This window comes from Mesorhizobium sp. WSM4842 (assembly GCF_055901575.1).
Window position 1 is genome coordinate 2378499 of sequence record NZ_CM148372.1, and the last position, 25416, is coordinate 2403914.

The 25416-nt window shown below is 63.7% G+C and carries 22 protein-coding genes and 1 pseudogene; 7 read left to right on the plus strand and 16 right to left on the minus strand.

Features of this window, described 5'->3' with window-relative positions; all coding sequences use genetic code 11:
* Positions 1-11: 11 nt before the first annotated feature.
* Positions 12-569: a sugar O-acetyltransferase gene (locus AC0NIE_RS11485; RefSeq protein WP_473486830.1), complete on the plus strand. Its 558-nt coding sequence runs from the start codon at positions 12-14 to the stop codon at positions 567-569.
* A 74-nt stretch (positions 570-643) separates the two neighbouring features.
* Here AC0NIE_RS11485 and AC0NIE_RS11490 read toward each other — a convergent pair whose 3' ends face one another.
* From AC0NIE_RS11490 to AC0NIE_RS11500, 3 genes are all read right to left on the minus strand, one after another.
* Positions 644-1153, minus strand: a complete 510-nt coding sequence (locus tag AC0NIE_RS11490) for an RES family NAD+ phosphorylase (protein WP_473486829.1) — start codon at positions 1151-1153, stop codon at positions 644-646.
* On the minus strand, positions 1150-1635 hold the full coding sequence (parS, locus tag AC0NIE_RS11495) for a type II RES/Xre toxin-antitoxin system antitoxin (protein WP_473486828.1): 486 nt from the start codon (positions 1633-1635) through the stop codon (positions 1150-1152). The genes AC0NIE_RS11490 and parS overlap by 4 nt, the downstream gene beginning before the upstream one ends.
* A 185-nt stretch (positions 1636-1820) precedes the next feature.
* Positions 1821-2810, minus strand: a complete 990-nt coding sequence (locus tag AC0NIE_RS11500) for a helix-turn-helix domain-containing protein (RefSeq protein ID WP_473486878.1) — start codon at positions 2808-2810, stop codon at positions 1821-1823.
* A gap of 130 nt (positions 2811-2940) precedes the next feature.
* Between AC0NIE_RS11500 and AC0NIE_RS11505 the strand changes: the two genes are divergently transcribed.
* On the plus strand, positions 2941-3588 hold the full coding sequence (locus AC0NIE_RS11505; protein WP_473486827.1) for a cysteine hydrolase family protein: 648 nt from the start codon (positions 2941-2943) through the stop codon (positions 3586-3588).
* Between the two features lie 72 nt (positions 3589-3660).
* On the opposite strand, the gene AC0NIE_RS11510 is transcribed toward AC0NIE_RS11505, so the two are convergent.
* The 9 genes and pseudogenes from AC0NIE_RS11510 to AC0NIE_RS11550 form a co-directional block, all read right to left on the minus strand.
* A complete protein-coding gene (locus tag AC0NIE_RS11510) occupies positions 3661-5340 on the minus strand; it encodes a formate--tetrahydrofolate ligase (protein WP_473486826.1) in 1680 nt (559 codons plus the stop codon).
* A gap of 316 nt (positions 5341-5656) precedes the next feature.
* Positions 5657-6052, minus strand: coding sequence for an ester cyclase (locus tag AC0NIE_RS11515; RefSeq protein ID WP_473486825.1), 396 nt, complete (start codon positions 6050-6052; stop codon positions 5657-5659).
* Positions 6053-6215: 163 nt separating this feature from the next.
* Positions 6216-7358 (minus strand): DUF2333 family protein, encoded by a 1143-nt coding sequence (locus AC0NIE_RS11520; protein WP_473486824.1) that lies wholly within the window; start codon positions 7356-7358, stop codon positions 6216-6218.
* A gap of 34 nt (positions 7359-7392) precedes the next feature.
* Positions 7393-8691, minus strand: coding sequence for a DUF6638 family protein (locus AC0NIE_RS11525; protein ID WP_473486823.1), 1299 nt, complete (start codon positions 8689-8691; stop codon positions 7393-7395).
* Positions 8692-8757: 66 nt separating this feature from the next.
* A complete protein-coding gene (locus AC0NIE_RS11530; RefSeq protein ID WP_473486822.1) occupies positions 8758-9168 on the minus strand; it encodes an endonuclease domain-containing protein in 411 nt (136 codons plus the stop codon).
* Positions 9169-9229: 61 nt separating this feature from the next.
* Positions 9230-11140, minus strand: a complete 1911-nt coding sequence (locus AC0NIE_RS11535) for an AAA family ATPase (RefSeq protein ID WP_473486821.1) — start codon at positions 11138-11140, stop codon at positions 9230-9232.
* Positions 11141-11164: 24 nt separating this feature from the next.
* On the minus strand, positions 11165-12310 hold the full coding sequence (locus AC0NIE_RS11540) for a hypothetical protein (protein ID WP_473486820.1): 1146 nt from the start codon (positions 12308-12310) through the stop codon (positions 11165-11167).
* Positions 12311-12345: 35 nt separating this feature from the next.
* Entirely contained in the window at positions 12346-13434 is a 1089-nt protein-coding gene (locus AC0NIE_RS11545) for a hypothetical protein (RefSeq protein WP_473486819.1), read from the minus strand.
* A 223-nt stretch (positions 13435-13657) separates the two neighbouring features.
* Positions 13658-13945 (minus strand): annotated as a pseudogene (locus AC0NIE_RS11550) (thymidine kinase); the annotation flags it as partial.
* Between the two features lie 218 nt (positions 13946-14163).
* Between AC0NIE_RS11550 and AC0NIE_RS11555 the strand changes: the two are divergent.
* The 4 genes from AC0NIE_RS11555 to clpS all read left to right on the plus strand — a co-directional run bounded on the left by AC0NIE_RS11555 (position 14164) and on the right by clpS (position 17787).
* Positions 14164-15111, plus strand: a complete 948-nt coding sequence (locus AC0NIE_RS11555; protein WP_473486877.1) for a choline ABC transporter substrate-binding protein — start codon at positions 14164-14166, stop codon at positions 15109-15111.
* Positions 15112-15266: 155 nt separating this feature from the next.
* A complete protein-coding gene (choW, locus tag AC0NIE_RS11560) occupies positions 15267-16121 on the plus strand; it encodes a choline ABC transporter permease subunit (protein WP_292554047.1) in 855 nt (284 codons plus the stop codon).
* Positions 16118-17299, plus strand: coding sequence for a choline ABC transporter ATP-binding protein (choV, locus tag AC0NIE_RS11565; RefSeq protein ID WP_192364587.1), 1182 nt, complete (start codon positions 16118-16120; stop codon positions 17297-17299). Before choW ends, choV begins: the two co-directional genes overlap by 4 nt.
* 182 nt (positions 17300-17481) lie before the next feature.
* Complete coding sequence (clpS, locus tag AC0NIE_RS11570; RefSeq protein WP_029349886.1) at positions 17482-17787, plus strand: ATP-dependent Clp protease adapter ClpS; 306 nt, start codon at positions 17482-17484, stop codon at positions 17785-17787.
* A 7-nt stretch (positions 17788-17794) separates the two neighbouring features.
* Here clpS and AC0NIE_RS11575 read toward each other — a convergent pair whose 3' ends face one another.
* From AC0NIE_RS11575 to AC0NIE_RS11590, 4 genes are read right to left on the minus strand one after another with little or no spacing between them, the layout of a single operon-like run.
* A complete protein-coding gene (locus AC0NIE_RS11575) occupies positions 17795-19882 on the minus strand; it encodes a hypothetical protein (protein ID WP_473486818.1) in 2088 nt (695 codons plus the stop codon).
* A gap of 3 nt (positions 19883-19885) precedes the next feature.
* Positions 19886-22711: a DUF4159 domain-containing protein gene (locus AC0NIE_RS11580; protein ID WP_473486817.1), complete on the minus strand. Its 2826-nt coding sequence runs from the start codon at positions 22709-22711 to the stop codon at positions 19886-19888.
* Complete coding sequence (locus tag AC0NIE_RS11585; RefSeq protein ID WP_473486816.1) at positions 22708-23622, minus strand: DUF58 domain-containing protein; 915 nt, start codon at positions 23620-23622, stop codon at positions 22708-22710. Before AC0NIE_RS11585 ends, AC0NIE_RS11580 begins: the two co-directional genes overlap by 4 nt.
* The gene (locus tag AC0NIE_RS11590; protein WP_473486815.1) at positions 23622-24626 is read right to left on the minus strand and encodes an AAA family ATPase; all 1005 of its coding nucleotides are present in this window, start codon (positions 24624-24626) and stop codon (positions 23622-23624) included. The genes AC0NIE_RS11585 and AC0NIE_RS11590 overlap by 1 nt, the downstream gene beginning before the upstream one ends.
* A 146-nt stretch (positions 24627-24772) precedes the next feature.
* Here AC0NIE_RS11590 and AC0NIE_RS11595 point away from each other — a divergent pair, with 146 nt between their 5' ends.
* Positions 24773-25402: a DUF1285 domain-containing protein gene (locus AC0NIE_RS11595; RefSeq protein ID WP_473486875.1), complete on the plus strand. Its 630-nt coding sequence runs from the start codon at positions 24773-24775 to the stop codon at positions 25400-25402.
* Positions 25403-25416: the final 14 nt, after the last annotated feature.

Below are 25416 nucleotides of genomic sequence, written 5' to 3' on the forward strand. Positions count from 1 at the left end.
AGGGCATCGCCTTGAACAGAAGCGAGCGCGTAAAAATGGCCGCGGGCGAGTGGTACGCTTGCCTCGACGCAGAGCTGGAGGCGCTGCGCATCGTCGCTCGCGACGCGGTGTTCGAACACAATTCCTTGCCGCCCCGGCAACGTGGCGACGTCGGACCGGCCTTGAAGTCGCTGCTTGGCACAGTGGGCGAGGGCGCCCGGATCGAGGCGCCGTTCCACTGCGCCTATGGCTTCAACATTGTTCTCGGCGACGGTGTGTTTCTCAATGCCGGCTGCACCATCCTCGATACGGCACCAGTCCGCATCGGCAAGGGAACGCTGCTCGGCCCCAATGTGCAGATCTATTGCGCCGAGCATCACAAGGAGGCGGCGGGTCGTCAGGCAGGGCTGGAGATCGCGAAGCCGGTCGAGATCGGTGACAATGCCTGGATCGGCGGCAGTGCCATCATCCTCGGCGGCGTCAGCGTCGGCGACGGCGCCATTGTCGGAGCGGGTGCTGTGGTGACGCGCGACGTCGCGGCAAACACCACGGTCGTCGGCAACCCGGCGCGGCCGGTCAGGCGCGGCTGAGCATCCGTTGCCCAAGTTGGATCAGCGAAGCGGCGGCCCGATGAGCATGAACGGTATTGGTGAGATAAGCGCGATCATTTGGCAGGAGGTGGATGCAACCGCGTATCGAGCGCAAAGGCCTCCTGGGTCTTCACGGCATAGGCGCCCTTCGCGACGCTCGCGTCGAAGATCAGATTCCAGCTATTCTGGGACACCGCGCTCGGAATCACCACGAACCGATGTCGTTTGAGAAGATCGTCCCCGAATGCCTGTTGCCCAGAGCTCGGGATGCCCGGACGCAGCCAGTTAGGGTTCGGAACTGCGGCAGGGTCGACGATATGCACATCCGTGACATCGCTGATTGTCGCCGCCGTCATCACATGCGCGATTGTGTCGAGCGCCCTGAAGCCCTTGTGGACTGCAACTTCGAGAATCGCAGTCGACGGATCGATTGAGCAGTACACTGCGCGCACGCCCCTGCTGTTCCATCGTCCGCCGACCCTGTATGCGCCCTCGCCACTGTCCCATGTAGGCGCAAACGCAGCCTGATCGAGACGCCAGCCAACGAGGTCGGAGCCGCCAAGTGCGGCCGGCAGGGGCGTCATGCATAAACGCCATATTCAAGTCGCTCGAGGTAGTCTTCCACAAGCTCAACACCCGCCGGGGTTGCCAGAAGATCGATGGGACGACGCTGGTCGAGCCCGATCGCCGGGCGCTCCAGCCATTGCTCCGCTTCCGCCTGCGAACCGAACACGTCGGTCGCTTTCGACAGGATCTCCGCGAATTTCCAGGTTCGTCCGCTCTGGTCCTGGCTGAGAGGCTTGGAAGGAGCATCTTTCCGACGCTGGTAGGTGCGCAAGCTCATGCCGACAGCCTTCTCAAGCGAATCAGTCTTCTGGATGACCACGAGCTGCCCAAGGAGATGGTCCAGCGCCGAACCCGGCAGGCCGTGCATAAGCAGCTCATGGGCATCCAATGCGCTCCTGAGGTGCCGTGATAGAATGCGAGTGCCGCCGAGCAACCTGGCCACCTTCTGCAGTTCATTGTTTTTTGCTGCTGGTGCAGCCTTTTCCAGTGCCATCGCCATGGCCTGCTCCTAACGTCATCTGTCGCTTTAATATATGACAGATGACGCAAGCTCTTTCAAGGACGGGCAGGATCGAGGGCGTAGCTCAGCGCCGGGCAATGACAGGGAGGCGAATGCTGCTTCGGCAGGATGGGTCATTACCTCGTCGCGGATGATGACGACGAAGCCGGCGCCAGTCGAAAATCTCACCTCGGCGCCTGCGCCACGCGCTCCTCCTGAGCGTTCTTCGAGAATTCGCGCCGGTACTGCACCGGTGACGTTCTGAGCCGCGCCGCGAAGTGCTGGCGCAGCGATGTGGCGCTGCCGAACCCGGCCTCGAAGGCAATCGTGTCCATCGACTTTTCCGTCGCTTCCAGCAGCCGCTGTGCCAGCGCGACGCGCTGATCGATCAGCCAGTCGCCGAAGCTGGTGCCGATCGATTTTTGAAAGCGGCGCGTGAACGTCCGGCGGGTGAGGCCGGCGGCGGCGGCGGCGCTGTCCAGGCTGTGCGTCTCGCCCAGCGTCTTGCGCACCGTATCGAGGGCTTGTGTGAAGCGGTCCGCATTGCCGGTCTTGGCGATGGGACGTTCGATGAACTGTGCCTGCCCGCCTTGCCGATGGGGAGAAAGGACGATCTGCCGGGCAAGGCGGAGTGCTGCCTCGGCGCCGTAGCGGGCTCGTACGATGTGGAGACAGCAGTCAAGCCCGGCGGCGACGCCGGCAGATGTCATGACATCACCATTGTCGATGTAAAGCACGTCCGGGTCGACGATCATGTCGGGATAAAGCGATTGCAGCTGCTCGGTATAGGCCCAGTGCGTCGCGGCTCGCCGCCCCGAAAGCAGTCCGGTCGCCGCAACAGCGAAGGTGCCGAGGCACAGTCCGACAATCAATGCGCCGTTCCGGTGCGCTCGCAGCAGCGCCTCTACCAGAAACGCCGGTGGCGGATCCTCGAGATCCCGCCAGCTTGGGACGATGACGATGTCCGCGCCATCGAGGCTGCCAAGCCCATGCGGCGCAGTCACGGTCAACCCTGCTTCGGTATGGATAGGCCCGCTTTCGATTGCACAGATGCGGAAGTCGAAGCGCGGCAGGCCGAGTGCGGCGCGATCCTCTGCGAATACAAGGCACGGCACGGAAAGGTGGAACGGACTGATGCCATCGAAGGCGATGGCGGCAACGATCGGATCGGCCATGATGAGCACCAACAAGGATTAGATCCGGATTGTCCCAATTCTTTCGAATAATGTCAATTGGGACACTTTTTGCAAGTCGGCAGCAGGCCTATCCTCGACCAATCAAAGCCAAACGGGAAAGGAAAATTTGATGTCTGAACCAGTCCAAGGCAAGGCGCCACGCCGCGCCCTCATCGTCGTCGACATCCAGAACGACTATGATGGCGGCAACCTTGCTATCCAGTATCCGCCGTTTCGCGACAGCGTCGTCAACGCAGCACGAGCGATGGACGCGGCCGCCGCGGCAGGCGTCAAGGTCGTGGTCATCAAGCAGCTGGCGCCCGAAACCTCGCCGATTTTCGCCAAAGGCAGCCACGGCGCCGAATTGCATCCTGAGATATCAAGGCGAAGCCGCGATCATTACGTCGAAAAGACCTTGCCGAGCGCCTTCACCGGCACGGACCTCGAGGACTGGTTACGCGCCAACGCCATCGATACGATCACCGTCGTCGGCTACATGACGCATAACTGCGATTTGTCGACCGTCATTCACGCCGTCCATATGGGCTTTGCGGTGGAGTTCCTGTCCGACGCCACCGGGTCGGTGCCCTATGCCAACAGCGCCGGCTATGCTTCGGCGGAGGACATTCACCGGGTGGTGACTGTCATCCTGCAGTCGCGCTTTGCTGCTGTTCTCAAGACTGCTGAATGGATCGACTGCCTGAAGACCGGCACGCTGCCCGAACGCGACACGATCCACGCCTCCAACCAGCGCGCGCTGGCGCGGAACGCGGCATAGGAAGTTTGTCGCGCAGAAGCAAAAGAGGGCGCCGCAGCGATGCGGCGCCCTATCGTTCCGGCCTTCAAAATCTCAGAACAGGCCTTCGATCTGGCCCATCTCGTTCAGGAAGATCTTTTCCGAGGACGGCGCCTTGGGCAGGCCGGGCATGGTCATGACCTCGCCGCAGATGACGACGATGAAGCCGGCGCCGGCAGACAGCCTGACCTCGCGCACCGGCACGGTGTGGCCGGTCGGCGCGCCGCGCAGGTTCGGGTCGGTCGAGAAGGAATATTGCGTCTTGGCCATGCAGACCGGCAGGTTGCCGTAGCCGGCGTGCTCCCAGGCGTGGAGCTGGTCGCGCACCGACTTGTCGGCGATCGCTTCGGAACCGCGATAGATGCGCTGGACGATGGTGTTGATCTTCTCGAACAGCGGCATGGCGTCGGGATAGAGCGGGGCAAACTGCGATGCGCCGGATTCGGCAAGCGCCACCACCCTCCCGGCGAGCTCCTCGATGCCGGCCGATCCCTTGGCCCAGTGCTTGCACAGGATCGCCTCTTCGCCCATCGAGGCGACGTAGTCCTTCATTGCCTGGATTTCAGCGTCGGTGTCGGAATAGAAATGGTTGATGGCGACCACCGCCGGCACGCCGAACTGCCTGATATTCTCGACGTGACGGCCGAGATTGGCGCAGCCCTTCTTGACCGCCTCGACGTTCTCCTTGCCGAGATCTTCCTTCTTGACGCCGCCATTCATCTTCATGGCGCGCACGGTAGCGACGATGACGGCTGCCGCCGGCTTCAGCCCGGCCTTGCGGCACTTGATGTCGAAAAATTTTTCGGCACCGAGATCGGCGCCAAAACCGGCTTCGGTGACGACATAATCGGCGAGCTTCAGCGCCGTCGTGGTGGCGACGACCGAGTTGCAGCCATGCGCGATGTTGGCGAAGGGGCCGCCATGGACGAAGGCCGGGTTGTTCTCCAGCGTCTGCACGAGGTTGGGCTGCATGGCGTCCTTGAGCAGCACGGCCATGGCGCCGTCGGCCTTGAGGTCGCGGGCGTAGACGGCCGACTTGTCGCGGCGATAGGCGACGATGATGTCGCCGAGGCGCTTTTCCAGGTCCTTCAGGTCGGTGGCGAGGCACAGGATCGCCATGACTTCCGAGGCGACGGTGATGTCGAAGCCCCCTTGGCGAGGGAAGCCATTGGCGACGCCGCCGAGCGAGCAGATGATCTCGCGCAGTGCCCGGTCGTTCATGTCCATGACGCGGCGCCAGACGACGCGGCGGATGTCGATGCCGAGGTCGTTGCCCCAGTAGATGTGGTTGTCGATGAGCGCCGAAAGCAGATTATGCGCGGTGGTGATGGCATGGAAATCGCCGGTGAAGTGGAGGTTCATGTCCTCCATCGGCACGACCTGCGCATAGCCGCCGCCGGCAGCACCGCCCTTGATGCCGAAATTGGGGCCGAGCGAGGCCTCGCGGATGCAGACGATCGCCTTTTTGCCGATGCGGTTGAGACCGTCGCCGAGGCCCACCGTCGTCGTCGTCTTGCCTTCGCCGGCCGGCGTCGGGTTGATGGCGGTGACGAGGATCAGCTTGCCGTCTCTGTTTGCCTTCACCGACTTGATGAACTCTGCCGAGATCTTCGCCTTGTCGTGGCCGTAAGGCAAAAGATGCTCGCTCGGAATGCCGATCTTCTGGCCGATCTCCTGGATCTGCTTCTTGTCGGCGGCGCGCGCGATCTCGATGTCGGATTTCACTTCGGCCATGGCGGCTTTCCTCTGGATTGGACGGTGGAGGGGACGGGTTTGATCAGCGTGGTCGCAAGCCTGTTCGAAACTGCCTGGCACTGCAGGCGAGGGGACGTTCTAACCCTGTCGCTGCCGTGGCGTCAACTTGCATGCAACTATGTTTCCTATAAAGAAAGACGTCTCTGTTTCCCGGTCGACCTGTCCCGGGTCTTGGCGCCCGGTTGTCGCGCCGTATAGAAGCCAGAGCACGCGCCGTCCTGCCGTCTCAAAACAGCCGCGGAATGCACGGAATGCGACAGGGTTCGAGCACCGGTCGGCGCTTCGAGCGGTCGCGCTAGAATGCGCCGATCTGGTGCATCAGCCCCAAGCCGTCAAGCTGGCCGAAATGTTCGACCACGATGCCGTTCTCGACGCGATCAATGTTAATTACACCAACCGAGACGCAATTTCCGCTCGGTTCGACGCCATGGAAGATGCCGGTGTGCGTGCCCTGAAAGCGGCCGCGCGTGACCACCTTGTCGGCATCGCTGACATGGTCGTCGATGACGTGATGTCCGTCCGGGAATCCGACAAAGAACTCGGTCAGCGATTTGCGCCAGTCGTCGAAGCCGATCGGGTTGGCGGTGGCGAGATGAACGGCGAGATCCGGAGAGACCAGACTGGCCAGTTTATCCCAGTCTTGCGCATCGATCGTGGCATAGAAATTTCGAGCAATTTCGCGGATATCCATCGCGTGTCCTCGCTGGCTGCCGCCCAGCGGTTGAACGACGACGAAGCAGTCAGGTTCCGCTGTCCGCGATATGCGGCCGAACTATTGCCTCGACACGTTGCTGATCTCGACCAGGGACAGCGGTGATTTCAAGCCAAGACGTCTCTTTCACTATTCGCTTGCTTCACCGATCTAGAACGGACCTGATCTCGACGAGGTTCGATCGCACCCTAAGCACATAGAATCCCATCGTGGTGAGGTGGGTGGGCATGATCCAGCCATCCTCGCGGCCGTTCGAGATTATGAAAGGCCGAATGGCGAGCGCTGCCTTGAGCTGGCCCTCCACGCTGTTCCACAGTGGCGTGAGGCCGCGATTGTCGAGGATCTGCTGGAAGTCGTGATGCGCCGCCGTCAGGATGCCGTAATAGCCGTAGAGCTGGCCGTAGGCGAACCAGAAGCGGTCGTCAGCGCGCGTGTCGAACCAGCCGCTGTTGAAGTTCTGCGAACGGTCGCGGATCATGTCCGACGTCGAGCCTATGTCACTCGCGATCCGGTCGACGAACTGCATCAGATTGTCGGCGCGCGCGTTGAAGACAACCTCGCATTTCATCAGCCGGTCGTTGAAGGCGCGAAGGCTGCTCGCCGCCGTGCGATAGAAACTCGGCGTCGGGGTTTTCGGACCAAAGGGCCTGAGGCCGAAATACCAGGTTTCCTCGTCGAAGGTGATCGCGCCGCGCGCATCCTGCAGGTTCTGGTCGATCTGGCTGGTGCCGCGGACGCGGCCTAGCGTGTCGACAAGCTCGACCGCGGTGCGCCGGATGGCCTGATTGACCCCGCGCTGGAACGAGGCCTTGTTGTCGAGAAACGGCGTGCGGTCCCAGTCCATGCCGAAGAACCCGAGCTTGTAGAGTATCATCGACGAGATCCAGGCGTTCTCGTTGACGTTGAAATCGATGAGATCGGCCGCGACCTGGACTATGGCCGAGTTGGTGCAGGTCTTGACCTCTCCCTCGACGCCAGCGGTCTCCCCGGTGGCAGAAGGAGCGGGCTGCGGCGGGGCGGTTCCGGCCGGCTGCCTGAAATTATATGCTTCCGCATAGGCGGGATTGAAATTGCTCCAGACCTGCGTGTTCCAGATGAAGTAGCCGTAGAGGCCGATCAGCATGAGCAGAGCGAGGCCGAGCACCGCCTTGAGGATCCAGCCGCGCTGCGTGTACCAGCGCCCAGCCCACATGAACGGCCACAGGACCATGCCGACGGCCAAGCCGATGCCGCGGCCGATCCACTGGAAAATCCGTGTGAAGAAATTCACGATCGGATCAAGCATGGCGATGTCACCCCCTCGTCAGTCAGCCGGTCATTCAATCGGTAAGGCCGTAGAGGCGTGTGCGAAACGCCACCTTGTCTTTCAGATATGTGGTTTTCAGAACGTCCACAACATGCGATCGCCAGGCGTCGCTGAAGCCGTCATAATCCCCGTAGAAACCCGGTTTGTTGAAGACGTAGCGCGAGACGAAGTCCTGCGGCACGAAATCCGAGATCAGCTGGTTGGTCAGCCAGGCGTCGGGATGGCCGGGCTTGGCCCGGATCGCCAGGAAACGTTGCTGCGGGAACACGTCCTCGATTTTGAGATAGCCGAGGTGAGCGATCTCGCGCTTGGCGGCGTTGAGAAAGGGAAAATTGCCGTCTCTGGTGATCAGGTCGGCATGGCCGTGGATCCAGGTCTGCAGCCAGACCTTGTCGACGTCGGTCAGGTTGCGGTCGGGCTCGGCGTCGCGGATCAGCGCGCGCACCACCATCTCGGCGCGATGTTCGAGATAGCCTGATGTTTCGATCCATGAGGCCCGCGGCAGTTCGATGCGGCCGGTCGCGGCGAGGAACTTGAACACCCTGTCGGCATCATTGATCGAGAGGTAGCTCACCTGCCACGGCCGCGAGCGGCGGAAGCCGGGTGCTGCCGGGTCGCTGATCACCGTCGTCATATCAGGGTCGATGAACACATAGAGCCCGCCGAAATGGCTGGTCCAATAGGCGCTGTGGCGAAAGATCACCTGATCCGGCACCAGCGCGTTCTCACGGATGTCGCCGCAGATCTTGGCCAGCTCCACCATGCGGGTGAGCATGCCGCTGTCGCGCCAAGCGTCCGGCTCCTGCTTCAACTGGTCGACGAGCTTGCCGAGTTCGGCGGCCTTGCCCACCACGTCCTCCGCCGACAACACCTTGAACTCGACCTGGTTGATCGACAGCAGATCCTCGATGTCGTCGACCTTGGGGACCGAATCCTCGATCTCGCCATAGATGACATCCTTGATGGTCAGCGCGTCGATGGCGCGCTGGTTCTTCGATATGAACTCGAACATCAGTTGCGAGGTGTTGGAAAAGGCGGTGTGCACCACCGGCAGATCGATCTGCGACGGCGTCAGGATGATGAAACGGCGGTTGATCTCGTTGGGATCGAGATAGTTGTAGTCGCCGCATTCCTCGGCCACCTGCGGCGAGAAGCCGGTGCGGTCGATCTCGAAGCTCTTCAGCTTCGTTGGCTTCAGGCCGAAGGCGACCAATGCCTTGTTGTAGCGCTGGATGAGATGCGGCTCGTCGATGGTCAGCAGCCGGCCATAGATCAGCTCGTTCTCGCGCAGCAGATCGGATTTCCTGGCCATTATTCCTTCTCCCCGTTCATGGGGAGAGGTGCCCGAAGGGCGGATGAGGGGCGGTGCAAGCGCTCATCATCTTTTCTCCGAGATAGCCGAATGCAGAAATTTTGCGTCGACAGCTATCATCTTCTCATCCAGTCGACCGTCCAGGATCGTCACAATTGTATCCAATACGGTCTTGCGGCTTGCCAAGACGTCGGCGTGCCATACTCTCAGAACCGACCAGCCATTCCGATTCATCGTTTCATCCCTGTATCGATCCTGGGAACGATCTGCATGCTGGCTCCCGTCGACCTCCACGACCAGATTGGCCTCTCGGCAGGCAAAGTCTGCGAAATATGGACCGATCGGCAATTGGCGAACAAATTTGTACCCGTTCAACCGTCGTCCGCGCAGTTCGCTCCAAAGTTTGTCTTCGGCGTCGTTTTCGACTTTCCGCAGTTGCCGGGCTCTCGCCACTTTCGGTTCGTTTCCACCACGCATTGCGCTGCCCCTCATCCGCCCTTCGGGCCCTTCTCCCCGTGAACGGGGAGAAGGAAGAACCTCAAGCATTCCACAGGCCCTTCTTCTTCAGCTCCTCGATCTCGCGCACCGCGCGGTCGCGCAGGCGGGTGTCGCGGATCATCTTGGTCACCGCCGCGTCGTCGGACTTGTCGGAATAGCGGAACTCCGAGTCGGCGTAGCGGTTGACCTCCTGCATGACCATGTCCATCGAGAACGGGCCGCGCAGTTCCTCGATCATCGCTTTCTTGTCGTCGTAGCTCTTGTGCATGAAGACTTCCGGCTTCTCGAACCACTCGTCCGGCAGCTCGATGTCCATGGCGCGCATCTTGATTGCGTCGGTGACGTTCTTGATTGCGCGGCCGGTGAAGCGCGGCTCGGCCTCCTTGATCATGTGCAAATAGGTGCCGATATCGGCCATCGACTTCGGTGCGCCGTTCTCCTTCATGTAGCGCTCATAGACCTTCATCAGCCCGTCCTCCCTGGGCTTCTCATGCTCTTCGTAGGCTTCCATCACTGCGCGCTGGATTTCCTGGGCGGCGTAGAGCTTGTGGTCGCCGAGCGGGATCTTGTGGTTTTTCCCCGCGAGCAGAACGAAGATGTCGATGTAGTCGTCGCGCGTTTGTGGCCCATCGACCAGCCAGCGGGCGCCAGCGCGCTGGCGCAGCGCATCGTCGACATTCTCGGGATAGTTGGAGAACATGCCGAAGGCGCAGTTGCCGCGCACCACGGTGCCGGCGCCCCCGAACGCATCCATCAGGACGCCGGTGATTTCCTGCTGGCCGGCCGAGGCGCGATCGTCCGAGCGGCGTGCCGCCACCTGGTCGATGTCGTCGATGGTGCCGAAGCCGATGACGCGCGGGTTCAGCACATTGTTGATGAACTGGCGGCAGTTCTGGCCCGACTTGCCCTGATAGGAGGAGATCTGGTCGACGCCGAAATTCTCGTAGGCGAAGGGATAGCCGGCGACCTGGCAGTAACCGTTGACGAGACCGGCGATCATCTGGATCAGCGTCGTCTTGCCGGTACCGGGCGCGCCGTCGCCGATGAAGGTGAACAGGAAGCCGCCGAGCTCGACGAACGGGTTCAGCTCGCGCTCGAAGTCGTAGGCCATCAGCATCTTGGCGAGCTTCACCGACTGATACTTGGCGATGTGATTGCCGACGACCTCTTCCGGCTTCTTGAAGGTCATTACCAGCGGCTTCGACCGTTTGCCCGGTGCGACGTCGAAACCGTCGAGGGTGAAGTCGTCGACGTCGATGCGGATATGCGCGTTCTCGAACGGGCCGATGCCGTCGAAGCGGCCCTTTCGCGCCAAAAGCCCGTCGATGGCGACGCGGGCGAAGGCACGCGCGCGGGTCATCAGGTCGGCGTCGTCCTTCGCCCCTGATATCGCCCTGTCGAGGCCGGCAACAATTGACTTCACCGCGTCCTGCGGCGTGTCGAACAAGAAGTCCGGCTCGGGCGTATCGTTCGGCGCCTCGCCGTCGCTGTCGATCAGCTGGAACAAATAGGAGGCGAGGCTGAAGGCCGAAATATAGGCCGAAGCCGACAGCAGCTTCTTGAAGGTGGCGGCCTCGTCGCCTTCGAGCGGGGCGCGGGCGTTTTTCGCCTTCAGGCTCTCGAGATCTGAGCCTTCGGCGAAGACATCAGCGATCGCCAGCGCGATCGCCAGCCCGCGCCGGGTGCGAAACAGCAGCATGTGCTGTGCAATGCTCAGCAACTGGTCGTCGGGATGGACGGCGGCGACGGTCTTGGAAAGCTCGACCTCGCGCGTGCGCCTGACCGAGCCGACCGAGACGGTCGAGACGAAGCGGCGGTTGGTGCCGGCCAGTGCGGTCCCGGATTCGCGCGACGGGTCCTCCAGCACGACGATGCGGGTGATGAAGCTCTGCGCTGTGGCGCGGTGCTTTTCGATTGCCGCTTCCGAAATCGTGGTCAGGCCGGTGTCCATGAAGGATGCTCCGCGGTTTGACGGTCAGACGTCACTGATGACCTGTCCTTTGGACAGGATGTGGACCTTGTAGCCGGAAAAGATCTTCTGCGCCTCGCCGGCGGCGTAGAGCGCCTGGTAGGCCTCATGCGGGATCAGCGCGTGCTTCTCGTAACTCGATACGCCTTGGCGCGCGGCCTCCAGATCGTCGGTGTCGATGAAGAATTCCTGTGTCGTCTTCTCGCTTGAGAAGAGACCCTTGCGACCGGGCTTTTCGGCCTTGGAATAGACCTCCTGGATGGTCCAGGTCAGCAGCCAGGCGTTTTCCGGCTTGCGCACCTTGGCCAGAATGTCGGTCACCGTCGAATTGTTGTCGGTGATCCCTGCCGAGTAGAACGGGCCGAGCACGACGCGACGCAACTGCTTGGGGTGGAGCGGCTCGAAGTCCTTGTCGAGGTTGACCGCGATCGTCGCCGGCGACAGGCTGTAGGCGGAATTCTTCTCGGTGAAGTCGTCGAAGCGGTGAGCAAGCTCGGGATTGAGCAGCCCGTCAACGGGAAGCGGAATGTCGACCTTGTCGTTGAGCTTGCCATTTCGGTCGACAAGCTGCCCGATCATCTCTTCGGAGGAATCCTCAACCGTCACCATATAGACCAGCGGCAGGTTGGCGCTGCCGTCGAAGGCGGCCCAATGGACGAGGTAGTAAGGCCGTCCGGTCTTCGGATTGACCGAGACTTTTGCCGTCTGCGCCAAGGTGAACGGCCCGAAGGTCGTCTCGCTCCTGACGCCCTCCAGATAGAGCCGCTCGGCCATCGACTTCTGCAGCGCCTCGGGGAATTCCTTGTGGCGCAGGATGAAGTCGGCCATTTCCTCGCGCAACTCGTCGGCCAGCGGTAGGTTGGCGAGACGCGTATCGGCCTGGCGGCGATCGTTTTCCAGTTCGAGCACGTTCTGGAAGACCGGAAAGCCGCTTTCGGCGCGCGAAATGCGGAACGTCTCCACGAAGCCCAGCCGGTTGCGCCAGCAGGAAAACGAGTTGTCGAGCCGCGCGATGTATTCGGCGACGATCTTGGCGACGATGCCGTGCCGGTAGAGCGGCGAGCGATCGTCGCGCATGAATACTTCGAGGCCGCTGAGCGCCGCGGTGATCGCCGAGAAATACCGCGCTGCCGCTTCATTTTCGGGGGTCATGCAGCCAGCCCTTGGTAGCGATGCGGGTGCAGCAATTATGACTGCACGTAGTTTGCCGCATTGTGCTTCTTCAGCACGTCGTCGAAGCGGCGGGCAAAGGCATCATCGGCCAGCTTCTTGCGGCGCTGGATGTCGGCGGTCGCCACCATGTTCTTCTCGTGCATTTCGAGGAGATCGCCGATGTGCTTCTGCGAGGCCGCGCCGATGCCGGCCATGGTCTCCTCGGCGGTGTTGTCGACCTGGCTGCCCAGCGTGTTGATCTTGTGGGCAACGTCCTGCTGGGCGGCGGTCTTCAGCGAGTCTTCCAGCGCCTTGTAAAGGACGATGCGCTGCTCGGTATCGATGGTCAGCTTGTTGATCAGCGTCGACTGCGCCGCGATCTGGTTGTTGAGCGAATCGACGAAGGTCTGGAACATCGAGGTGTAGCGCTCCAGCGTCTGGCTTTCGGCCAGCAGCTCCTGCTCCTTGGCCTGCTTCTCGTTGTACTCCGTGGCCAGTTTCGAACGGTCGCCTTCGAGCTCGGTGCGCTCCTTCTGGCTGATCGAGGCGGCGATCTTGTTCTCGATGTCGAGCAGCATCGGATTGAGCTCCTCGATGCGCTTCTGCACGGTCTCCAGATTGGACATGGTCGCCTTGCGGCGCTCGATCACCTGCGACAGGCTGGCCTCGGAGGTCTTGTAACGCTGGTCGAGGATCTGCTTCTGCGCCTTGAGGATGCCGACGATGGTGTCGGATTTCGCCAGAAGCTCCTGCAGATTGCCGGCCAGCGACATGTTGCGGACGCGGTCGGTGCGCATGCGTTGCTTGCTCTGGTCGGAAAATATGCCGACGAGGCTTTCCCAGCCGGTGTAGTTCTTCATGCTCTCGAATTCGGCGCCGAAGACGTTGGTGGCGTCCTCCAGCCCGATGATCAGGTCGGCGATGTTGCCTTCCATCACCTTCTGCTGCTTCAGCACATCCTCGATGCGGGCGTTCTCGAGGTCGAAATTGGCGTCGCCGATCTTCTTGTCGGTTTTGGCGAGCGTGTCGAGCACCGTGCCGGACTGCTCGATTTTCGTGCGCATGTCCTGCACGACCTGCTTGGTCTTGGCAATTTCGGCATCGAAATTCTGCAATGTCGCCATAGGGTCCTCCCGCTTCGGCATCTGTTTCGTGTCGCGAACCGCCGCGAATATATGTGTGGCATGGGGGGAAGGGAAGGCGGAAGATTAGGAGTTTGCGAAGGATAGCGCCGAAACCCGACACAAAAAAACCGCCTCGGCGGCGGGTCGTCGGCGCAATCAGCACCATGGCCAAACTACTAGCATAACTGCCGTCACAAAGCAACGAATAGCTCCCCGATCGCGGTTCTTCTTGCCGGTTCTTTCCCCCCTCGTCGACGAAGACGCAATGCACGGTCGTGTGGTCGTGATGCTCGGCGACCCGGGCGAACAGGTCGTCGCCGTCGCGGAACATCTCAGCCTCCGTCTCCAGGCCGATGCGCGACGAGATCAGCCCGGTATCGCCCATGCGGTAGTGGCCGGCGACGAACAGCATCGTCGTCATGCCGCGCTCGCGGTAATTGTACGAGGCCTGCAGCAGCATCGTCGTCTTGCCGGCATTCATTGTCGCGTAGTGGAAGTACAGCTTGGCCATGCCGCCCTTTTAAGCCGAGTTGTCCCGGCGCGGGGAGGGGGCGTCCTCACATTCCACCAGAAAAGCGGCGAACGTGTCGCTGATCGGCCAGCCCGCGCCGTTGGTCGCGATTGTCTTATCGCTTGAAACCGCACCAGAATGGTGTTTGGCTGACGAAACAAGGCGGAGACAAAACCGCAACTTCGCTTCGCCGATAGATCACAATGGGAGAATACATGATGTCGCGTATGAAACTATTCGCCGCCGGCTTCGGTCTGGCGGCATTTCTTTCCGCGGGCGGCGCATTCGCCGCCGAGCCGGAAAGCTGCAAGCCGGTGCGTTTTGCCGATGTCGGCTGGACCGACATCACCGCCACCACCGCTACCGCCAGCGTCATCCTCGAAGCGCTCGGCTACGAACCCGACGTGCAGGTGCTGTCAGTTCCGGTCACCTACACCTCGCTGAAGAACAAGGACGTCGACGTCTTCCTCGGCAATTGGATGCCGACCATGGAAGCCGACATAAAGCCCTATCTCGAAGACAAGTCGGTCGAGACGATCGTGACCAACCTCGAAGGCGCAAAGTATACGCTCGCCGTGCCGCAGCACACCTATGACGCCGGTCTCAAGGATTTCGCTGATATCGCCAAGTTCAAGGACAAGCTCGACAACAAGATTTACGGCATCGAAGCCGGCAATGACGGCAACCGCCTGATCCTCGACATGATCGCCGCCGACAAGTTCGGCCTGAAGGATTTCGAGCTCGTCGAAAGCTCGGAGGCCGGCATGCTGTCGGCGGTGCAGAAGGCGGCCGCATCGGGCGAAGACGTGGTCTTCCTCGGCTGGGAGCCGCATCCGATGAACGCCAACATCAAGATGGCCTATCTGTCGGGCGGCGACGAGGTGTTCGGCCCGAATTTCGGCGGCGCGACCGTCGCCACCAATGTCCGGGCCGGCTACACCACTGAATGCCCGAACGTCGGCGCGTTGCTCAAGAACATGGTGTTCTCGCTCAAGATGGAAAACGAGATCATGGGTGCGATCCTCAATGACGGCGCCGACCCGAGGGCCGCGGCTACCGAATGGCTCAAGGCCAATCCGGACGCGATGACGCCATGGCTCGCCGGTGTGACGACGTTCGACGGCGGCGACGCCGCGGCCGCCGTGAAAACCGCGCTGGGTTCGTAGCAGACTTACACCCTCCCGCTGGCGGGGGGTCGAACCGCGCAGCGCAGCGGAGCGGGGTGGTCACGGTTATGCTCCGTTCTGCACCACCCCACCGCGGCGCGTGCCGCGCCTCCCCGCAAGGGGGAGGGTGAAGAAGAAATGAGGGGACATTTGCCATGGATCCGGTTTCGCAACTGATTTCGAGCTTCAAGATCCCGATCGGGCGGTGGGGCAAGACCTTCTTCGACTTCCTGACCACCAATTTCGAGTGGTTTTTCGACAGTATCGCCGACGGGCTTACCGTCATTCTCGACGGGCTGGTCGATCTTTTGCTGCTCGTCCCGCCGGTTCTCCTGGTTGCCGCCATAGCCGGGCTCGCCTGGTACCTGCAGAAATCTTGGAAGCTGGCGCTTGCCGTCGCGCTCGGCCTCCTGTTCATCGTCAACCAGGATCTGTGGCAGGAAACCGTCGAGACGCTGGTGTTGGTCGTGGGCGCTGCTGCGGCCTCCATGGCCATCGGCGTGCCGATCGGCATCTGGGCGGCGCATAACGAGCGTGGCTACCGCTATCTCCAGCCAATCCTCGACCTGATGCAGACTATGCCGACCTTTGTCTACCTGATCCCGGTGCTCATTCTCTTCGGCCTCGGCATCGCTCCCGGCCTCATCGTCACCGTCATCTTCGCCGCCCCCGCGCCGATCCGCCTGACGCATCTCGGCATCACCTCGGTGCCGAAACCGATGATCGAGGCCGGCGAAGCCTTCGGCGCGACAAAACGCCAGCTCCTGTGGAAGGTAGAGCTGCCGGCGGCGCTGCCGACCATCATGGCGGGACTGACGCAGTGCATCATGCTTTGCCTCTCCATGGTCGTGATCGCTGCGCTCATCGGCGCCAACGGCCTCGGCAAGCCGGTGGTGCGCGCGCTGAACTCGGTCAACATCCCGCTCGGGCTCGAAGCCGGCCTCGCCATCGTCGTGCTCGCCATCATCCTCGACCGCATCAGCCGCATCGGCACGGGAGCCGCCAAATGAGCGCCGCGGTCGATTTCAAGAATGTCGACATCGTCTTCGGCGCGGCGCGCAAGGAAGCGCTGGCGCTCGTAGACAGGGGCGCGACGCGTCAGGAAATCCTGGAGAAGACCGGCGCCGTGCTCGGCTGCGCCGGCGCCAATTTGACCGTCAACGAGGGCGAGATTTCCGTCCTGATGGGCCTCTCCGGCTCCGGCAAATCGACGCTGCTCCGCGCCGTCAACCTGCTCAACGTGCCGGCGCGCGGCAACGTCATGGTCAAGGACGGCGACCGCATGATCGATGTCGCGGCCTGCGACGCCGCCACGCTGCGCCACATCCGACAGACGCGGGTCGCCATGGTGTTCCAGCAGTTCGGCCTTCTGCCCTGGCGCACCGTCGCGGAAAATGTCGGCTTCGGCCTAGAGCTTTCCGGCGTGCCCGAAGCCGAGCGCAAGGCGCGCGTCGAGCGCCAGTTGAAGCTCGTCGGCCTCGACCAGTGGGCGTCGAAATACGCCCACGAGCTTTCCGGCGGCATGCAGCAGCGCGTCGGGCTGGCGCGTGCGTTTGCCACCGAAGCGCCGATCCTGCTGATGGATGAGCCGTTCTCGGCGCTCGACCCGCTGATCCGGACCAAGCTGCAGGACGAATTGCTGCAGCTTCAGGCCGAACTGAAGAAGACCATCATCTTCGTCAGCCACGACCTCGAGGAGGCGCTGAAGATCGGCAGCCACATCACCATCATGGAAGGCGGGCGCATCGTGCAAACCGGCGCGCCGGAAGACATCGTGCTGCGCCCCGCCAACGACTATGTCCGCGACTTCATCGCCAATGTGAATCCGCTCTCGGTGCTGACTGCCTGGAACGTGATGCGCGACCGCCGCGACCTCGACCACGGCGAGGACGGCTGGGTGTGGCTCGACCGCCGCAAGACGACGCGTTTCAAGATCGACGAGCACGGGCTGGTGGCGGCGGCCGAGCGCGACGGCAAGCCGGCGTTCTGGGTGTCGTGCGCCGATGTCGAGGCGCAGCCGGAGGAGACGACGCAGGTATTCTGGGCCAATCCCGGCACCTCGCTGAAGACGGTGATGCTGGCCATGCACCGCTCGCAGACCGCACCGGTGGCGCTGTTCGACGACCAGTCGCGCTTCGTCGGCGCCATCGGCGTCAGGGATGTGCTGAGTGCGGTGTTGCGGCGGTAGTTTTTTCTAAACGAAACGGCCCGTATCGTTTCTGCGCGGCTTGGCGGCGGTCCCACATAGGCACGGACTTGTGAACGGCCGCGCCCGCCGGGAAGGCGGTTTGCGGGCGGTCCAAAAATGGACGATCGCTTTTGGCTATGCCAGAATAAACGCGAAATTCTTGCGCACAATTGCCGGTTCCGATGCCTGAGATCGTCACCAAACCCCGCACCAAAACGAAGCCGCAGATCGAACGGCCGAAGCTCTACAAGGTCATCCTCCTCAATGACGATTTCACGCCGCGCGAGTTCGTGGTGACGGTGCTCAAGGGCGAATTCAAGCTGAGCGAAGACCAGGCGCGGCGGGTGATGATCACCGCGCACCAGCGCGGCGTCTGCGTCGTCGCCGTCTTCACCAGGGACGTCGCCGAGACCAAGGCGACACGGGCGACTGATGCCGGCAAGGCCAAGGGCTACCCGCTGATGTTCACGACGGAACCGGAGGAGTAGGGCAGCGCTACCGCCCCTCGCGGTACCACATCGAGCCCAATGCCAGAAGTAGCAGGCCGAGGCCGAGGAACCCGCCGAACAGCGGCACGCGCGAGACGGCCTTCAGCACGCTGTCGTCGGTGGTGCGCAGGCCGATCCAGTCGTTGCCGGCCGCCGCGCCCGAGGAGCGAACCGGGACGACCGAGGGCAGCGTCACGCCGCCGGTGAGATTGCCAAGGGTCGATGATTGCGCCAGCCGGCGCACGCTGCCGCCGGTGGCCTCGACCGGCGCTTTCAGCCGGTTCTCGGTGGAGACGACGTCGGTGAATTCCGGCGCATTGACCGGGCCGACATGGGCAAGCGCCTTCAGGTCGCCATTGCCGACCTGGTAGAGGCCGATCTCGCTGGTTTCGATGCTGCCCAGGAAGACGCCGGGTTCGGCTCTCTCTAGCTTGACGGTCATCGCCTTGCCGGACGGGGTGATGATCTGCGCCGGGCCGGGATCGTCGCTCATCGTCTGGCGGCGGATTTCCAGCATCATGCCGCGGCCGTCGGCGGTCAGCCGCTCCTCCTCGAGTTCGGGCTCCTTCATCAGCCAGTGGGCGATGCGGCGATAGAGCTGGACATGCGGGCCGCCACCCTCGAAGCCGCGCGCCCACAACCAGCCCTGGTCGGACAAGAACATGCCGACGCGGCCTTCGCCTTTGCGGTCGAGCAGGAGCAGCGGTCGGTTGTCCGCCCCCTTCATCACCGCCTCGCCCTCAGGGTTCTCGACGCCGATGGTGCGGAACCAGCGGCTCCAGTGCGGCGGCTCGGTGGCGGAGCCGTCGAGCCCGCGCGTCACCGGATGGCGCTGGCCGAGCTCGGTGAGGCGCGGATAGAAGGCCTTGTCGACGACTTCGCCGGTCGGCATCGCCGGCAGCGCCGAGATCAAAGGCGTGCGGGCGATAGAGCTTTCGCCGGCATATTCGGGCCCTGCCGCGATCAGCAGCGCGCCGCCCTTTTCGACATATTCGGCGATGTAGTCGTAGTAGAGGATCGGCAGCACGTCGCGATGCTGATAGCGGTCGAAGATGATCAGGTCGAAATCCTTGATCTTCTCGACGAACAGCTCGCGCGTCGGGAAGGCGATCAGCGACAGTTCGTTGATCGGCGTGCCGTCCTGCTTTTCCGGCGGCCGCAGAATGGTGAAGTGGACCAGATCGACCGAGGCGTCGGATTTCAGAAGGTTGCGCCAGGTGCGCTCACCGGCATGCGGCTCACCGGAAACAAGCAGCACGCGCAAATTCTCGCGGATGCCGTCGATCAGCGCGATGGCGCGGTTGTTGGTGTCGGTGAGTTCGTCGGGCTCGGGGTCGATGGCGAGTTCGACGATGTTGCGGCCGGCGCCGGGAATGGTCACTTGCAGCGGCATAGCCTGGCCGATGGTGGCGCGCTCGACCGAAACCTGCTCGCCATTGACCGAGACGCGCACATCGATCGAGCCGGCCTCGTTGTTGGTGCCGATGACGCGATAGGTCATTTCGAGCGGCTTGCCGACCAAACCGAAGCGCGGCGCATTCTCGAAGCGGATGCGGCGATCCTTTTCCTGGTCGTTGCCGGTGATCAGCGCGTGCAGCGGGGCGTTGAAGTCGGGCGTGCCGCCGGGGGCGTCATGCACCTCGCCATCGGTGATCATGATGGCGCCGCCGATGCGCGAAGGCGGCACGTCGCGGAAAGCGCTTTCAAGCGCGCCGAAAAGCCGCGTCTCGGTGCGCTCCTCGGCGGCTTCCGACTTGCCGGCCTCGACGACGCGGACGTCGAACTGCTTGAAGCGGCCGAGGCGCTGCTGAACCCCGGCCAGCGCCTCGTCGGTCTGCTTGGTGCGCTCGCCAATGTCCTGGCTCTGGCTGCGGTCGACGACAACGGCGACGACGCTTTTCAGCGCCTCGCGCTCTTCGTCGAGCAACACCGGGTTGAGCAGGGCCGCAGCCAGCGCCAGCAGGGCGGCAAATCGGAAGATCGCGCCGCGCTGGCGAAACCACAGACCGACCAATGCCAGCAGCAACAGCGGCGCCAGCACCAGGCCAAGCAGCGGCCACGAGACCAGCGGTTCGAAGGCGAGCGACAAGTTCATGGCTTACTGCCCCAGCCGTTCGAGCAGCACCGGCACATGCACCTGATCGGATTTGTAGTTGCCGGTCAGCATGTACATCATGATGTTGACGCCGGCGCGCAGCGCATAAATGCGCTGCATCGGGTCCGACGGCACGGTCGGCAAAAGCGGGTCGCCATTCTCGTCGACCGCCCAGGCGCCGGCGAAATCATTGGCGGTGATCATGATCGGCGAGACGCCGTCGCCGGTGCGTACCGGGCGGTTCTCGGTGTTGCTGGCTTCGAGCGACGCCGCGACCCAGAGCGGTCCGCCGGCGAAGCGTCCGGGAAACTCAGGCAGGATGTAGAAGGATTTGGTCAGCACATGGTCCGACGGCACCGGCTCCAGCGCCGGCACGTTGAGGTTGCCGAGGATGTCGCGCAGCCGCTCCGTCGCCGGGCTGGCCGAATCCGCGCCGATGCCGGTGGCGAACTGGTCGCGCGTGTCGAACAGCACCGTGCCGCCCTGCTGCATATAGGCGTCGACGCGGGCGATCGCGGCCTGGCTCGGCATCGGCGCGGCAGGATCGATCGGCCAGTAGATCAGCGGATAGAAGGCAAGCTGGTCCTTCGAGATATCGACGCTGGCTGGCGCCCCCGGCTCGAGCGCGGTCTTCTCGATCAAGAAGCGGGTCAGGCCCTCCAGCCCGGCTTGGCTGATCGAATCGACACTCCGTTCGCCGGTCTGCACATAGGCGATCCGGGTCTTCGAAATGTCCTCGATCGCCCGTTCGTCGCCAGGTTTGGCATCGTCGGCGCGGGCGATGTCGGTGTGGCCGACCAGGGCGCCGAGCGCAATCAGCAGGGCGGCGGTGGTCGCAGCAGCCGTGCCGGCGCGGCGTGGCCGGCGCGAGAACAGGCCGCCCATCCAGAACACGGCCAGCGTGTCGAGCACCATCAGCAAGAGAGCTGCCGCAACCAGCGGGCCCTTCAAATTGTGCGATTCGTCGAAGGCGTACTGGATGGTGGTGACCGGCACGGTGATCTGAGGACGGACCAGCGGTGCGAAGCTGCTTTCGGCATTGAGCAGATTGTGGGCGAGGACGCCGGTTTCGGAGCCGTACAGGCCGGGCGGGTTGTCGAACGTCACCGGCAGCGGGCCGGCACCCGGCACCAGCGGCCGTGCATCCGGGGTCGGCGGCACAAGCGTGCCGTCGGCTGATATCATGCGGTAGGGCGCCAGCGAGGCGGCTGCGGCTTCGGCATTGGCGACCGCCGCGCCCTGGTTGCGCGACAATTGCACGATGCGCCGCAGCATCTCGACGAAGCTGCCGGAGATCGGCAGGTTCGACCAGGTCGCCTCCGGCGTGACATGGAACAGGACGAGCGTGCCCTTGCCCTTCTTCATCCCGGTCACCAGCGGCGTGCCGTCGGCAAGCGTGGCCCAGGTGCGCTCGACGATATCGGGCGTCGGCTCGGCCAGCACCTGCCTGGTGACGGTGACCTCGGCGGGCGGAGCGAGGTCGGCGAAGGGACCGGTCTTCGTGAAATCGGTGACCGGCTGCGGCGTCGTCCACGACAGCGCGCCGCCGAGCGAGCGCTCGCCGGTGCGCAGCCTGACCGGCAGCAGGTCGTCGTCATTGCCGGCGGCGACCAGCCGCGAGCCGGCGAACCGCACCAGCGTGCCGCCATTGTCGACCCAGTCGACCAGCCTTTGCCGCACCTGCTGCGGAATGGTGCCGACATCGGCCATGACGATCATTGCCGGCTTCTGGTCGAGGAGCTGCGGGATGGCATCGGCAAGGTCGGCGCTCGACGGCTCAGTCAGATCGGCGAAGGGCTGCAGCGCGCGGCGGATATAGTACAGCGGCGACAAAAGCGGCTGCGCCTGGTCGGCCTCGGCCTGCGACAGCAGCCCGACGCGGCGGCGCTTGGAATTCTCGTCGAGCACGCGGACGGCGCCGGCCTGCCGCTGGCCGTCGAGCGCGATCGAGGCGAAGTCGTTGCGCAGTTCGAACGGCACCGCCATGGTGCCGGTGGCGGTGGATTCGCCCGGTGAGAAGGTCAGCGTGGCGTCGGCGATACGGCGGCCCTTGTCGTCGAAGGCGCCGGCGGTCACCTGAGCCGGCGCCGGATCGCCCGGCGCGCGGATGGCGGTCAGCTCGAAGCCGTCGACCAGGTTGTCGGCGCCGGTCAGGCCGATCAGGCCAGGCCGGTCGGAGGCGGCCCAGACGACACGGGCGGCGTTTTTCGATAAAAGCGTGTTGAAGGCGGCCTCGTCGCCTTCCGCCGCCAGACCGTCGGCGAGCACGGCAACGCTGGCGCCCGGCAAGGTCTCCAGGGTTGCCGCGACGCGAGCGTAGACGGCAGGGCGGTCGGTCGGGATCGGCCGCGGCTTTGCCGCGCGCAGCCGGTCGAGCGCGGTGGCGGCGTCGAAGGGACCGATCTCGGCATTCGGCTTCTCGGCGGTGAAAGCGATGATGACGGGCACGTCGTTGGAGCTGGCATCGGTGATCAGCCGTTCGGCAGTGGCGACGCGCTGGCCCCAGTCGGCGGCACTTGCCCAGTCATTGTCGATGACCAGCGCAAGAGCGGCGCCCTCGGCCGGCAGTCTTTCACGCGGGTTGAAGACAGGTTCGGCAAGCGCCGCAACGATGAGGGCCGCCATCAGCAGCCTGAGCAGCGTCAGCCACCACGGGCTCTGTTGCGGCGTCTCCTCGCGCTTCAGCACGCGGGCCAGGATCTTCAGCGGCGGGAAGATCTCGGTCTGCGGCTTGGGCGGGGTGAACCGCAACAGCCACCAGATCACCGGCAGCGCCAGAAGGCCCCACAGCACCATCGGTGCCCCGAAGGATAGCGGCAGCCAGCTCACGCGCTGATCCTCCCGGCTGAGCTGCCATCGACGGTCATCGCCATGTGGACACGCACCAGCGCATCGGAGGCAAGGCGGTCGGTGTGGTTGACGGTGAAGCTCCAGCCGAGCCGCTTGCACCAGTCGGTCAGTTCCTGACGCCGGGCGATGTAAAGCAGTCGGTATTCATCGCCCAGCGTTTCGGCACGGCCGGCAGTCAGCTTGTCGCCGGTCTCGGGATCGGTGAACTCGGTGCGGCCGGCATAGGGGAATCTCTCCTCGGCCGGGTCGGCGACCTCGATCAGATGGGCACGCACGCCGTGGCGGGCGAGCACGTCGAGCCAGGCGATGGTGTCCTCGACCGGATCGAGGAAGTCGCTGACGATGACGATGTCGCAGAAGCGGCGAATAGCGGATAGGTCGGGCTTCACCGGCAATTCGCCGGCATGGGTGAGTTGCGCCGCGATGCGCTCGGCGCCGTTGCGGGCGGTGAACGGATCGGTCAGCCCGGGCCAGGCGATGCGCTCGCCGCTGCGCGACAGAAGCTCGGCCATGGCCAGCGCCAGCACCAGCGCGCGGGATTCCTTCGAGACGGTGGCGCCGGTGGATTTGTAGAGCATGGAAGGCGAGGGGTCGGCCCACAGCCACACCGTATGGGCAGCCTCCCATTCGCGGTCGCGCACGTAGATGTGGTCGTCGCGGGCCGAGCGGCGCCAGTCGATACGCGAGGAGTCGCCCTCGACATAGGGCCGGAACTGCCAGAAATTCTCGCCAATGCCGCGCTTGCGGCGGCCGTGCCAGCCGGCGATCACCGTGTTGACGATGCGGCGCGCCTCGACCAGCAGGTCCGGCACCAGCGACGCCCGCAATCGGCCGCGGGCGAGCGCGTCACGCGTCGCCGCCGGTGCCTGGGCCTCGCCTATACGCGCCATCAGATGCCTTTTGCCAGTTTCGCCACCACGTCGCGCACGGTCGTGCCCTCGGCACGGGCGGCAAAGGTCAGCGCCATGCGGTGCTGCAGCACCGGCTCGGCCAGCGCTCTGATATCGTCGATCGACGGCGCCAGCCGTCCGTCGTAGAGGGCGCGGGCGCGGGCGCACAGTGTCAGCGACTGGCTGGCGCGCGGGCCCGGGCCCCAGGCGACGTGCTTGTCAGTCTCGGCATTGCCCTGGCCGGGGCGCGCCGAGCGCACCAGCTGGAGGATCGCCTCGACGACGCTTTCCGGCACCGGCATGCGGCGAATGAGGGTCTGGATCTCCTTGAGCCGCGCCGGCTGCAGCACGTTCTGCGCCTTGGCGTCCTCGATACCGGTGGTCTCCAGAAGGATGCGGCGCTCCGCCTCGAGTTCCGGATAGAGGATGTCGACCTGCATCAGGAAACGGTCGAGCTGCGCCTCGGGCAGCGGATAGGTGCCCTCCTGCTCCAGCGGGTTCTGCGTCGCCAGCACGTGGAAGGGCGCCGGCAGGTCGTGGCGGACACCGGCGATGGTGACGTGGTACTCCTGCATCGACTGCAGCAGCGCCGACTGGGTGCGCGGCGAGGCGCGGTTGATCTCGTCGGCCATCAGCAGCTGCGCGAAGATCGGCCCGGAGATGAAGCGGAACGAGCGCTTGCCGAATTCGTCCTGCTCCATCACCTCGGAGCCGAGAATATCGGACGGCATCAGGTCGGGCGTGAACTGGATGCGGCGGGAATCGAGGCCGAGCACGATGCCCAGCGTTTCGACCAGCTTGGTCTTGGCGAGGCCGGGCACGCCGACCAGCAGCGCATGACCGCCGGCCAACAGCGCCACCAACGTGCGTTCGACGACGCTTTCCTGGCCGAAGATGACGCGGCCGACGCCCTCGCGAACCCTGGAAATGTCGGCCAGCGCCGTCTCGGCCTGGGCGATCATGTCCTTTTCGCTGATCGGGCTTTCCTTGATCATCACGCTCATGCAGCATCGATCCTTCTCGTTGGAAATACCGGCTTGCACCTAAGACGCCACAGAGTGCCGCGATTCGGCCTCGCGTGGCGCCTGTCTTTGAACTTAAATCACTGACTTATGCTGACAAGCGGAACAACAGTGACTATTTCGTGACCATGACAGAACGCGCCGACGATCGTGATGAAAGTTTGACGACCGTGACCGAGGCGCGCGGACTTGAGGCGCTGATCTCGCGTGCCGCCCGCGCGGGCAAGGGGCCGGCACCAGTGGAGCGCTGGAATCCGGCCTTTTGCGGCGATCTCGACATGGAGATCAGACAGGACGGCACCTGGTTCTACCAGGGCACGCCGATCGGCCGCATGCCGCTGGTGCAGCTGTTTTCCTCCGTGCTGCGCAAGGACGAAGACGGCAAGACCTATCTGGTGACGCCGGTGGAAAGGGTCGGCATCCGCGTCGTCGATGCGCCTTTCATCGCCGTCGAGATGGATGTTTGCGGCACCGGCGATGGCCAAGTCGTCACCTTTCGCACCAATGTCGGAGATGTGGTCGAGGCCGGGCCGGAGCATCCGCTGCGCTTCGTCGACGAGGACGCGACCGGCGGCCTGAAACCCTATGTGCTGGTGCGCGGACGGCTGGAGGCGCTGGTGGCGCGGCCGGTGATGTATGAACTGGTCGAGCATGGCGAGGAGATCGAGGTCGGCGGTCGAAGGATGTTTGCCGTCCGCTCGAAGGGCGCGGTTTATCCGATAATGCCGGCCGAAAAACTGCAGCGGCTGAGCGCATGAGAGGGCAGCGCCAA